Origin of the sequence: Micromonospora sp. NPDC023633 (assembly GCF_040640035.1) — a bacterium.
Lineage (GTDB): Bacteria > Actinomycetota > Actinomycetes > Mycobacteriales > Micromonosporaceae > Micromonospora.
Genome location: NZ_JBFABB010000021.1, coordinates 1 through 10,579, shown reverse-complemented (window position 1 = coordinate 10,579; position 10,579 = coordinate 1). Strand labels below are relative to the sequence as shown.

11 protein-coding genes and 1 pseudogene are annotated in these 10,579 nt (G+C 75.2%); 7 read left to right on the top strand and 5 right to left on the bottom strand.

Features of this window, described 5'->3' with window-relative positions; genetic code table 11:
* Nucleotides 1-102 precede the first annotated feature (102 nt).
* The gene (locus AB0G13_RS09215; RefSeq protein WP_357871202.1) at nt 103-975 is read right to left on the bottom strand and encodes a hypothetical protein; all 873 of its coding nucleotides are present in this window, start codon (nt 973-975) and stop codon (nt 103-105) included.
* A gap of 136 nt (nt 976-1,111) precedes the next feature.
* Between AB0G13_RS09215 and AB0G13_RS09210 the strand changes: the two genes are divergently transcribed.
* The 3 genes from AB0G13_RS09210 to AB0G13_RS09200 all read left to right on the top strand — a co-directional run bounded on the left by AB0G13_RS09210 (nt 1,112) and on the right by AB0G13_RS09200 (nt 4,588).
* Nucleotides 1,112-2,938, top strand: a complete 1,827-nt coding sequence (locus AB0G13_RS09210; RefSeq protein WP_357871199.1) for a sigma-70 family RNA polymerase sigma factor — start codon at nt 1,112-1,114, stop codon at nt 2,936-2,938.
* A 248-nt stretch (nt 2,939-3,186) separates the two neighbouring features.
* Nucleotides 3,187-3,654 carry a GNAT family N-acetyltransferase gene (locus tag AB0G13_RS09205; protein ID WP_357871196.1) on the top strand — a complete coding sequence of 156 codons (468 nt, stop codon included), beginning with the start codon at nt 3,187-3,189 and terminating at the stop codon, nt 3,652-3,654.
* 136 nt (nt 3,655-3,790) lie between these two features.
* Nucleotides 3,791-4,588 (top strand): alpha/beta hydrolase, encoded by a 798-nt coding sequence (locus AB0G13_RS09200; RefSeq protein ID WP_357871193.1) that lies wholly within the window; start codon nt 3,791-3,793, stop codon nt 4,586-4,588.
* A gap of 130 nt (nt 4,589-4,718) precedes the next feature.
* Here AB0G13_RS09200 and AB0G13_RS09195 read toward each other — a convergent pair whose 3' ends face one another.
* Complete coding sequence (locus tag AB0G13_RS09195) at nt 4,719-5,459, bottom strand: 3-oxoacyl-ACP reductase family protein (RefSeq protein WP_357871190.1); 741 nt, start codon at nt 5,457-5,459, stop codon at nt 4,719-4,721.
* 141 nt (nt 5,460-5,600) lie between these two features.
* Entirely contained in the window at nt 5,601-6,182 is a 582-nt protein-coding gene (locus AB0G13_RS09190; protein ID WP_357871188.1) for a dihydrofolate reductase family protein, read from the bottom strand.
* A gap of 74 nt (nt 6,183-6,256) precedes the next feature.
* On the opposite strand from AB0G13_RS09190, the gene AB0G13_RS09185 reads away from it, so the two are divergent.
* Both AB0G13_RS09185 and AB0G13_RS09180 read left to right on the top strand, forming a co-directional pair.
* The gene (locus AB0G13_RS09185; RefSeq protein WP_357871186.1) at nt 6,257-6,835 is read left to right on the top strand and encodes a TetR family transcriptional regulator; all 579 of its coding nucleotides are present in this window, start codon (nt 6,257-6,259) and stop codon (nt 6,833-6,835) included.
* 108 nt (nt 6,836-6,943) lie between these two features.
* Nucleotides 6,944-8,089 carry a polysaccharide pyruvyl transferase family protein gene (locus tag AB0G13_RS09180; RefSeq protein WP_357871183.1) on the top strand — a complete coding sequence of 382 codons (1,146 nt, stop codon included), beginning with the start codon at nt 6,944-6,946 and terminating at the stop codon, nt 8,087-8,089.
* A gap of 9 nt (nt 8,090-8,098) precedes the next feature.
* Here the strand turns inward: AB0G13_RS09180 and AB0G13_RS09175 are convergent, their stop codons facing one another.
* Nucleotides 8,099-8,305, bottom strand: a complete 207-nt coding sequence (locus AB0G13_RS09175; protein ID WP_357871180.1) for a hypothetical protein — start codon at nt 8,303-8,305, stop codon at nt 8,099-8,101.
* Between the two features lie 84 nt (nt 8,306-8,389).
* Between AB0G13_RS09175 and AB0G13_RS09170 the strand changes: the two genes are divergently transcribed.
* A complete protein-coding gene (locus AB0G13_RS09170) occupies nt 8,390-8,911 on the top strand; it encodes a DinB family protein (RefSeq protein ID WP_357871177.1) in 522 nt (173 codons plus the stop codon).
* Between the two features lie 61 nt (nt 8,912-8,972).
* Here AB0G13_RS09170 and AB0G13_RS09165 read toward each other — a convergent pair whose 3' ends face one another.
* Nucleotides 8,973-9,845 carry a carbohydrate kinase family protein gene (locus AB0G13_RS09165; RefSeq protein WP_357871173.1) on the bottom strand — a complete coding sequence of 291 codons (873 nt, stop codon included), beginning with the start codon at nt 9,843-9,845 and terminating at the stop codon, nt 8,973-8,975.
* A 159-nt stretch (nt 9,846-10,004) separates the two neighbouring features.
* Here AB0G13_RS09165 and AB0G13_RS09160 point away from each other — a divergent pair.
* Nucleotides 10,005-10,579 (top strand): annotated as a pseudogene (locus AB0G13_RS09160) (ATP-dependent helicase); the annotation flags it as partial.

The following is a 10,579-nucleotide window of genomic DNA, read 5'->3' as shown; positions in this document are numbered from 1 at the left end:
CACCCCCCCGCTCTCCGGGGGGGGGCGCCCGGGGGGGGGGGTTTGGTGGTGCCCCGGGGCCCCCCGCCGCCCGCCGGGGCCGCCCCCCCGGCACGCCGCGGGTCAGCTCGCGCAGACGGCGTACGCGCGCACCTTCCAGTTGCTGCTGAAACCGTCCTCGTCCTCGGCGGCGGAGACCGTGACGACGGTCGAGGTCGTGGCCCGCATCTGGGTCAGGCGCACCTGCCCGTCGCCGCCGAGGATCTCGCCGCCGACGCCGTGCACCCGCGTACCGGGGGGACAGGTGGCCGTGATCGACCGCGTGGCGGCGGAGCTGTAGTCGCTGTCGTCGATCACGCGCTGCTCGCCGGGCAGCGGGTCGGCGCAGATCGCGGTGGCGTCCAGCCACCACGTGTCGGCGAAGCCCGTGCCGTCCTCGGCGCCCGCCACCACGACGCTGTTCTGGTGGATGCGCAGGTCCTCCAGGACGACCTCGCTGTTCGCCGCCCCGACGACCGCGCCACCGACCCCGATGGCGTGCTTGCCGACCGGGCAGGACTTCTCGAACCAGTTCGACGTGCCGAAGCTGGGCGCCGAACTGCCGGACACCATCACCAGGCCCGGGGGCGGCGTGGCGCAGATCGCGTTCGCCGTGACCGCCCAGTTGCCGCCGACGCCGTTCTCGTCCTCCCGGCCGGTCACCGAGTACGCGTCCCCGCCGATCAGCGGCCGCATGATGTCCATGCCGACCTGCCCGAGGCCGGAACCGGTGATCGCGCCACCGCCGCCGATGACCTTGGTGCCAACCGGGCAGGGCGCGTTCTGCGTCTTCGCGCTGCTGTTGCTGGGGCCGGTCGTCGTCTTGATGCTCAGGCCGGGCACCGCCGCCACCGGCCCGGCGAGGGCCAGCTGGCCGAGCACGAGCGCGCTCAGCGCGGCTCCTCCCACGGTGGCCGTCCGACGCGTCCACGGGTTCCGGTTCGATCCCTCTCGCATGGTGTCTTCCTTTCTCAGGCTGTTCGGTAGTGCTGACACCGGTAGGAGCGCGGTCGGGTCGGGATGCCAACAGAAAGACCCGAAGAAAAAAATCCGCGGTTCTACTGGACCCGTCGACGAGCAGCGAGGGAGACGGATGGACACGACGGCACGGGACGACACCGCACTGGTCGAGGCGGTGCGCCGCGGTGATCGGGCCGGGCTGGAGGGCATGTACCGGCGGTACGCCGATCGCCTGTACACGTACGCCCGGACCATGCTGCGCGAACCGGAGGCCGCCGCGGACGCCGTCCACGACGCGTTCCTCACCGCCAGCCAGCGCATCGGCCAGCTCCGCGAGCCCGACCGGTTGCGCTCCTGGTTGTACGCGATCGTGCGCAACGAGTGCCTGCGGCAGCTCCGGGAGCGGTCCCGCTCCCTGCCGCTGGAGGAGGCCGGCGAGCCGGTGGCCGACATCGCCGACCCGGGCACGGGCGTCAACGCCGCGCAGGTACGCGACCTGGTGCACACCGCGGTCGCCGCGCTGAACCCGGGCGACCGTGAGGTGGTCCACCTGGCCATCCGCCACGACCTGTCGTCCGCCGACATCGGCGCGGCCCTCGGGGTGCCCGCGAACCACGCGCACGCCCGCCTGTCGCGCGCCCGCTCGCAGCTCGAACGGGCGCTGGGGGCGCTGCTGGTGGCCCGCACCGGAGCCCGGGACTGCCCGACCCTCGCCGGCCTGCTCGACGGCTGGCAGGGCCGGCTTACCCCGACCCTGCGCAAGCGGGTCTCGCGGCACATCGAGAGCTGTGCGGTGTGCGGGTTGCTCCGGCGGGAACAGCTCAGCCCGGCCGCGCTGCTGTCGGCGTACACGGCACCGGCCTTCCTGGTCGTGGCCGACACGGTGTGGCCGCGACTGGCCGAGACCTGCGCGGCCGACGTCCTGGCCGACTCGGCGGCCGGCGCGGCAGTCGATCCGACGGGTGCGGACACGGCCGCCCCCGCCGCCGACGAGCCGCCGGTGGTCGGCGAACCAGCCGCGTCGGGGCCCGCCGAGCCGGCGGACAGACCGGTCGAAGAGCCCGCACCGACGGCCGACGGTGCGGTGGTCCCGGACGGCGTGGTGGTGGTCGCTCCGGACGGTGCGGCGGTCACTTCGGACGGTGCGGCGGTCACTCCGGATGGTGCGGCGGTGGTCCGCGACGGCGCGGCGGTGGCGGGCGGTGCGGCGGTGGCGCGCGGTGCGGCGCACGCCGTGCGGGCGAACCGCGAGCGGCGCCGGCGGCTGGCCGCGACCGCGGCTCTGCTGGTCCTCCTCGCCGCGCTCGGCACCTGGGCACTGGCACCCGGGCGCCCGACCGCGCGGAACGCCTCCGGCCAACCGATGCCCGAGACGTTCGGCTCACCGGTGGGTGGTCCGGTGGCGGCCGCCTCCGCGCCGGCGTCCGTCACGGCCACGGGAGGTGACCCGCGGGCTGCCGATCCGCCGCCGGCCGACGCCGCCGGCTCGACGCCGGGGACCGCGGCCGTGCCGGCGGACGGCGACGGGGCCGCCCAAACCGAGGCGCCCGAGGTCGTACCCGGTGGTGGCGCACCGGCACCGACCAGGCGTCCGGCACCGACCGGGTCTCCGGCACCGACCAGGTCTCCGACCGCGCCCCGGCCGACCGGCGCACCGCAGGTCGCCGCGCCGTTCACGGTCTCCGCCACGGCTCACGTGCGGTGCGGCTCGGAGACGTACAGCCTCGTGGTGCGGGCCGCTGGCAGTGCCACGCTCGTCGCCGCCGAGGTCCGCTGGACACCCGCCGGGGGCCGGACGTCGGCGCGGGCCCTGACGGTGGACGGATCGGCGGCGCGGGCGACCGTCGGGCAGTTGCGTGCGTCGGCGTTGACCTGGTCGGTGCGGGCGACCACGACGGATGGCCGTACGGCGCAGAGCCCGACCTATTCGGTCACCGACCCGTGCGTCCGGCCGGGATAGCCGGGATAGCCGGGACGGTTCCGCCACGCCTGACGGTGCGGCACGGCCGGCCAGGGACGTCGGGTCGACCTCCTGCAGGTCGCGGTGAGCGCCTCGACCGGCTGTCCGGGCCGGCCTGGTCTGCCCGCCAGTCGTGGTGCCGGGCCGGCCGCGCAGCACGCCCCCGGTCAGCGCTGACCCACGGCGCGCAACGTCCGTTTTCTCCTCTCCGGACGGCCCGGTCCGAGCGGCTGAAATACCGTGTCGGGGTGACGCTGAGACTGGAGCCGATGACCGACGAGCAGTACCTCCGGTACCGGCAGCGGGCGGAAACGAGCTACGCGCGGAACATCGCCGAGTCCGGCGCGATGCCGGCGCCGGAGGCGCAGCAGAAGGCGCAGGAGGAGTACGCGAAACTCCTGCCCGACGGTCTGGCGACGCCGGGTCACCATCTCTGGACGGCCTACGACGGTGCCGACGAGGTCGGCATGCTGTGGCTGCACGTCGAACAGAAGTCGGACGGCCCGCACGCCTTCGGCTACGACTTCGAGGTGCGGCCGGACCTGCGGCGCAAGGGCTACGGGCGGGCCATGATCCAGGCCGTCGAGAAGCGGTGCCGGGAGTGGGGAGTCGTCTCGATCGGCCTGAGCGTCTTCGGCTTCAACCTCCCCGCGCGGACGCTCTACGAGCAGATGGGCTTCGAGGCGACCGCCATCCAGATGCGCAAGCGGCTGTAGCTCACGAGAACGGCGGGACAGGGCGCTCATCGCGCCGGAACCGCGGACGACGACGCGCGCCCGGACGGCCGATGGCCCACGTGCCGCGTACGGCCGATGGCCCACGTGCCGCGTACGGCCGGGGTTGGATGGGGCGGTGAGCTACGCGGAGGTCGACGGGCTGCGCCTGTGGCACGAGGAGCGCGGCGCCGGCCGCCCGCTGCTGTTGCTGCACGGCGGCTTCGGGTCGGCGGAGATGTTCGCGCCGCTCCTGCCGGCGCTGGCCGCGCGTCGTCGGGTGATCGCGGTCGACCTTCAGGGCCACGGCCGCACCGCCGACGTCGACCGTCCGCTGCGCCACGAGTCGATGGCCGACGACGTCGCGGCGCTGATCTCCCACCTCGGCCTGACCGGGGCCGACGTGATGGGCTACTCGCTCGGCGGCGGCGTGGCGTTGCGCACCGCGATCCAGCACCCGGCGCTGGTGCGCCGGCTGGTCGTCGTCTCCGCGCCGTGCCGGCGGCAGGGCTGGTATCCGGAGGTGCTGGCGGGCATGCCCGAGCCCGACGAGGAGGCGGGCGAGCGGATGCGCGGCACTCCGCCGCACGAGCTCTACACCCGCGTCGCGCCCCGACCGGGGGACTGGTCGCGGCTCTGGGCGAAGACCGGCGAGTTGCTGCGCCGCGACTACGACTGGTCGGCGGAGGTGGCCGCCCTCGCCGTGCCCACCCTGCTGGTCTTCGCCGACGCCGACTCGGTCAGCACCGCGCACATGGTGGAGTTCTTCGGGCTGCTCGGCGGCGGCCACCGGGATGCCGGCCCGGACGGCACCGACCGCCCGACCTCCCGGCTCGCCGTGCTGCCGGGGCTCACCCACCACGACATCGTCGTCTCGCCGGCGCTGCCCGCCGCCGTCCTGCCGTTCCTCACCCACCCGGTGTCGCCGCCCGGCTGACTCCGGGTGGCGCCCGGACTCGGCGCAGCCGTGATCCGGCTGGTGGCGCCGGGTCCACCGCCAGCCCGGCCCGACGCGAGGCGAGACCCGGGCGCGACGGAAACCGGTTCCCGTCGCGCCCGGGGGCCGGTCAGCTGGTGAAGCCGCCGTCCACGTTGACCACCGCGCCGGTGACGTACCCGGCCTCGGGGCTGGCGAGGTGCGCCACGGTCGCGGCGATGTCGGCCGGCGTGGCGAAGCGGCCGAGGGCGGTGAAGCCGGCGATGGTGGCGGCGTTCGGGCCGTCCGCCGGGTTGGCGTCGGTGTCCGTCGGCCCCGGGTTGACCAGGTTGGCCGTGATCCCGCGCGGGCCGAGTTCCCGGGCGAGGCCCCGGGTCAGGCCGACCAGCGCGGTCTTGCTCATCGAATAGAGAGACAGGCCGGGGAAGACCGCCCGCTCTCCGACGTTGCTGCCGACGCTGATGATCCGGCCGCCGTCGGTCAGGTGCCGCACGGCGGCCTGCGCGGCGAGGAACGGCGCACGGACGTTCACCGCGAGCGTCCGCTCCACCTCGTCGTCGCTGAGTTCCGTCATCTGGCCGACCAGGAACACCCCGGCGTTGTTGACCAGGATGTCGAGGCGACCCAGTCCCGTGGCTGCCCGGTCGACCGCGTCGCGGACGGCGGCGGGATCCGCGCTGTCGGCCCGGATCGCCAGCGCCCGCCGGCCGAGCGCCTCGATCTGCTTCGCCACCACCGCCGCCCGGTCGGTCGAGTTCTCGTACGTGATCGCCACGTCGGCACCTTCCTGCGCCAGGCGCAGGGCGATGGCGGCGCCGATGCCCCGGGCGCCGCCGGTGACCAGGGCGGCTCTTCCGTTCAATGTCGTCATGCCAACGATCTTGATCGTCGGACGGCTCCCGGTCTGGCGGCGATCGGACGCCTCGTTGCCGGGGAGTCGGCCGGGGCCCCGTCGCCCGGCGGCAGCGCCGGTCGGCACGGTCGGCTCCCGCCTGCCCCGGGGCCAGTCCGGCTACTCCGCCTCGGCGGGGCGGGCGTAGTGGAGGATGACCACTCCGCTGTCGAACGGACGGGTGTCGACCAGGTCGAACCGGCGCGGGTCGAACCCCCGGTCGGCGAGCGGGATGCCGCTGCCGACCACGTACGGGTTGAGCTTGATGATCAGCTCGTCGACCTCGGGCAGGAGCTGGCCGGCGAGCTGGCCGCCGCCGCAGAGCCAGATGTCGCGGCCGGGTCGGCGCTTCAGCTCCCGGACGAAGTCCACCGGATCCGTGGAGACGATCTCCACCTCCGGCTCGGCGGCCGGCGGCAGGGTGCGGGAGAAGACGTACTGCTTCAGGTGCGCGTACGGGCTCGTGACGCCCATCTTCAGCGCCGGGTCGTAGGTGGCCCGGCCCATCAGCACCGCGTCGAAGCGGCCCGTCGGCTCGTCGATGCCGAACTGCGGGTGGGCGAACGTCGGGAGGGTCTGGGACCAGTTGGCCGCGAGGTGGGCGGCCAGGTCGGGGTCCAACGGGAAGAAGTCGTACGACCCGTCGGGGGCGGCGATGAAGCCGTCGAGGGTGCTGGCGACGTAGTACACGAGCTTGCGCAAACCGTTCCCCAATCACTACTGGTGTCGTGGATGAAGCTACTACACCCATAGTGGTTCTTGCTAGGGTGTTCCTCGTGGCGAGAAACGTGGAACGACGGGCGGCCCTGGCCGACGCGGGGCTGCGGGTGCTGGCGGCGACCGGGGCGCGCGGCCTGACCCACCGGGCGGTCGACGCCGAGGCGGGGGTGCCGACGGGTACCGCCTCCAACTACTTCCGCTCCCGCGACGCGCTGCTCGGCGCGCTCGGCGAGCGGATCATGGAGCGGTTCGCCCCGGACGAGCGGGTCCTGGCCGAGCTGGGCTCCCGTGAGCCGTCGCTGGAGCTGTTCACGGACTACCTGCGCTACATCGTCGAGCGGACCACCCGGCAGCCCGACCTCACCCGGGCGCTGATCGAGCTGCGGCTGGAGGCGGCCCGCCGCCCCGACCTGGCCCGGATCCTCGGCGACACGCTGCGCCGGGGTTACCGCGACGACGTCGCGTTCCACCTCGCCTCCGGGCTACCGGGTGGCGCGTTCGAGGTCGCCCTGCTGCACTACGCGATCGACGGGCTGCTGCTCGACCTGCTCGGCACGTCCATCGAGGCGGGATTCGACCCCGACGACGTGGTCGTGGCGTTCGTGTCCCGATTGGTGGGCGCCGCCGCCCGGTGAGCCGGGACGCGGCGGCGTGGTGGGCCCCGGCCGGCTGAGCCGCGTCAGGAGTGTTCCCCCGCGCAGCGGGAAACCCCCGCCCCGGACGCACCTGGGGAGGAGCGACGGATGAGGCATGGTGGCGGACTGACCATCGGTGTGCTCGGCTCGTACGGCGGTCGCAACCTCGGTGACGAGGCGATCCTGAGCGGTCTGCTGGCCGATCTGCGGGAGCAGGAGCCGAACGGGCGGATCATCGTCTTCTCCCGGAACCCGGGGCACACCCGCATCGCCCATCCCGACGTGGAGGCGGTGCCCTGGGAGGGGATCAGCCGGACCGACTCGGCGCTGGTCCTGGCCCAGCTCGACGTGCTGATCCTCGGCGGCGGCGGCATCCTCTACGACCGGGAGGCCCGCCGCTACCTGCGGGTGGTCCGGGTCGCCCAGGAGCGGGGCCTGCCGCTGCTGACGTACGCGGTGGGGGTCGGGCCGCTCAGCGAGGGCGTGGACACGGGCATGGTGCGGGAGACCCTGGCCAGCGCCACCCAGGTGACCGTGCGGGACCAGGAGTCCCGGATGGTGCTGGAGGAGGCGGGGCTGCTCAACCCGATCACCGTGACCGCCGACCCTGCGTTCCTGATCGAACCCGAGGACTTCCCGGCGGAGCTGCTCCGCGAGGAGGGCGTGCCGGCCGGCAAGCGGCTGGTCGGGATGAGCGTACGGGAGCCGGGCCGGGCCGCCGAGCGGCTCGACGTCGACGGCTACCACCGCCTGCTCGCCCAGATCGGCGACTTCCTGGTGCACCGGATCGACGCCTACGTGCTCTTCGTCCCGATGGAGCGCGACGACATCCGACACTCGCACGGCGTGCTGTCGCACATGGTCGCCGCCGAGCGGGGCCGGATCCTGCACGGCACCTACTCGCCCCAGCAGGTGCTCGGGCTGATGCGCCACTTCGACCTGGCCGTGGGCATGCGGCTGCACTTCCTGATCTTCGCCGCGATGGCGGGCACGCCGTTCCTGCCGCTGCCGTACGCCGGCAAGGTCTTCGACCTGGCCCAGCGGCTCGGGGTGCCGGCGCTGCGCGGCGTGGAGCGGGAGGTCGAGGGCCCGCTCCTGGCCGAGGTCGACCGGCTCTGGGACGAGCGGGAGCAGCGGGCCGAGGCCACCGCCCGGCGGGTGGCCGAGGTGTGCGACGAGGCCCGGGGGACCTCCCAGGTCACCCGCGCCGTGCTGGACAGCCTGCGCGCCCGCAGCCTGGCCCCGGCGGCCTGACCCGCCGGCTCAGACCGCCGGTCCGCGCCAGCGGTAGCACCACCGGTCGGCCTCGGCGGCCACGGACTCCAGCTCGTAGATCTCCGCCTCGGCCAGCCCCTTCGCGCCGAGGTGGTGGTGGGTCAGCGGCGGCCGGCCGTTCGGGTCCAGCTCCACGGTGACGGTCTCGCCGTCGGCGACGCCACCCACCAGGGGGATTTCTGCCGTTGATGCCATGCGCCCCATCCTGCCCGGCACGGCCCGGCGGCGCAGGGATAGCGGGGCAGCGGGCCTGGGCGCCCCGGCACTAGGGTCGGGTGGATGGCGGAGATGAAGATCGATTCCACCCTCGGCCCGGTGCTGGCGCGTACGGGCGACGAGCGGGCCGTGCTCGAGTCGTTCCTGGACTTCCACCGGGGCGTGCTGCTGCGCAAGCTGCGCGGGCTCTCCGACGCCGACGCGGCCCGCCGGCTGGTGCCCTCGGCCACCACCGTCGCCGGCCTGGTCAAACACCTGACGCTGGTGGAACGGAACTGGTTCCCGTGCCTGCTGGCCCCCGGCCCCGGCGACGTCTACCTCACCTCCGAGGAGGACGCGGTGGCCAGCTTCACGCTCACCGACGGCGACACCGTCGAAGGGCTCGCCGCCGCCTACGAGCGGGCCTGCGCCCGGTCCCGGGAGGTCGCCGGCCGGTTCGACCTCGACCACGTCGTGCCGCACCCGCAGCTCGGCGAGGTCTCGCTGCGCTGGATCCTGGTGCACATGATCGAGGAGACCGCCCGGCACGCCGGGCACGCCGACATCCTCCGCGAGCTGACCGACGGCGCCACCGGCGCGGTCTGACCGCCGCGGGCGGGATCGCCGCGGCGACCCGACCCGGGCGACGAGCCGGCGAGCAGCGGCGTCAGCGGCGCGGCAGCAGGTCGGGCGGATACTCCATGCCGTCGTGGGTGCAGGCCGCCGCGGCGACCCGGGCCGCGTACGCCGCCGCGTCGGTCAGCGACGCGCCGCGCAGCCGGCCGGCGATCAGGCCCGCCGCGAAGGCGTCCCCCGCGCCGTTGGTGTCGACGACCGGTGCGGGCGGCGCGGCGGCGGGCACCGGCGTCGGGGCGCTCCCCCCGGTGTGCAGCTCGGCGCCGTCCGCTCCCCGGGTGACCAGCACCGTGCGGGGCGCCAGCGTGGCGGCGAGCGCGCCGGCCCCCGTGCCCAGCCGGACGCCGCTGACGAAGACCAGGTCGGCCACCTCGGCGAAGGGACGGTGGTAGGGGTTCCCGCCGTCCCAGTCGTGCAGGTCGGTGGAGAGGACGGCCCCGTCGGCGAGCCCGGCGCGCAGGGCGGGCAGCAGGGGAAGCGTCCAGTCCATGATCGAGAGGTGCACGTGTGCGGCCTGCCGGACCAGCGCGGTCACCTCGGCCGCCGGGAACGGGGCCGGCCCGTGCCAGGGGCGCGGGTCGTAGAGCGACATCCGCCGGCCGGCCGGGTCGACCAGGTTCACCGACCGCCGGGTGCCGGCCGGGGCGTCGCGCAGCACGGCGTGCACGCAGGTGCGGGCCAGCGCGGCCCGGACCACGTCGCCGGCCGGGTCGACGCCGACGACGTCGACCACCGCCACCCGGAGCCCGAGCGCGTGCCCGGCCAGCGCCACCCCGGCGCCGGTGTTGCCGATCCGCAGGTCGATCGGGTCGACGGCGACGGAGTCGGCGGCCGGCAGCGGGATCGCGGGCACCCGCACCCGCACGTCGACACCGAGGCCGCCGATCACGAGGAGGTCGTACACGCGCCCGACCCTAGCCCCGCCGACCGCCCGGCCGGGCACCGCGCCCCCCCCGGCCCGGTCGCCCGCCGGTCGCCCGTCCGGACGGCCGACGGTGTGCTGGTCGGGGCCGCCGGGCCCGGCCCGATATCCTCGCCGGGGTCGTCGCGAGGAGGGGAACGCGTGCTGGTCGTCCACGGGGTCTGGCGGTCGGGCGTCGGGCTCGCCGTCTGGGCCGAGGACAGCACGCTGCCGGCCCACGCGCCGCGCCGCCCGGGCCGGGCGCCCCGGGAACGGCCGCACCCGTTCGCCGCCGACCACGCCGCGCTCGCCGCCACGCTGGCCGGAACGGCCGAGCCGGCCGAGCTCGGCACGGCCCTGCTCGCCCTCCCCACCCGGGCCGGCACGCCGCTGGACTCCCCGGAGCTCGTCCGCCCCGACGTCGCCGGGCCGGTCCGTGGGCCGGTCACCCTCGCCGGGTGGCGGGTCCCCGTCCTCTGGTACGCCCCCGACGCCGCCCTGCCCCTGCTGCGCGGCGTCGACGCGGTGGCCGCCGTGCCGGGCGCGACCCTGCGCCACCTCGCCGAGCTGGCCGACTTCGCGGTCGACCTGGCGGCCCGGGGCCGGGTCCTGCCCGGCCTCGCCGAGCCGCCCCCGGCGGCCGGTGGTCGCTGGTGGCCGCCCGCGACCGCAGCACGTCGCCGAGCGCCACGTTCTCCGGATCGGTGTTCGGGATCTCCACCCCGACCGCGCTCTTG

Bases quoted from the DNA above. Each gene is read 5' to 3' on its own strand.
- AB0G13_RS09210 (WP_357871199.1), top strand. From the start codon at position 1,112: ATGGACACGACGGCACGGGACGACACCGCACTGGTCGAGGCGGTGCGC.
- AB0G13_RS09170 (WP_357871177.1), top strand. From the start codon at position 8,390: ATGGCGGAGATGAAGATCGATTCCACCCTCGGCCCGGTGCTGGCGCGT.
- AB0G13_RS09175 (WP_357871180.1), bottom strand. From the start codon at position 8,305: ATGGCATCAACGGCAGAAATCCCCCTGGTGGGTGGCGTCGCCGACGGC.
- AB0G13_RS09215 (WP_357871202.1), bottom strand. From the start codon at position 975: ATGCGAGAGGGATCGAACCGGAACCCGTGGACGCGTCGGACGGCCACC.
- AB0G13_RS09195 (WP_357871190.1), bottom strand. From the start codon at position 5,459: ATGACGACATTGAACGGAAGAGCCGCCCTGGTCACCGGCGGCGCCCGG.
- AB0G13_RS09180 (WP_357871183.1), top strand. From the start codon at position 6,944: ATGAGGCATGGTGGCGGACTGACCATCGGTGTGCTCGGCTCGTACGGC.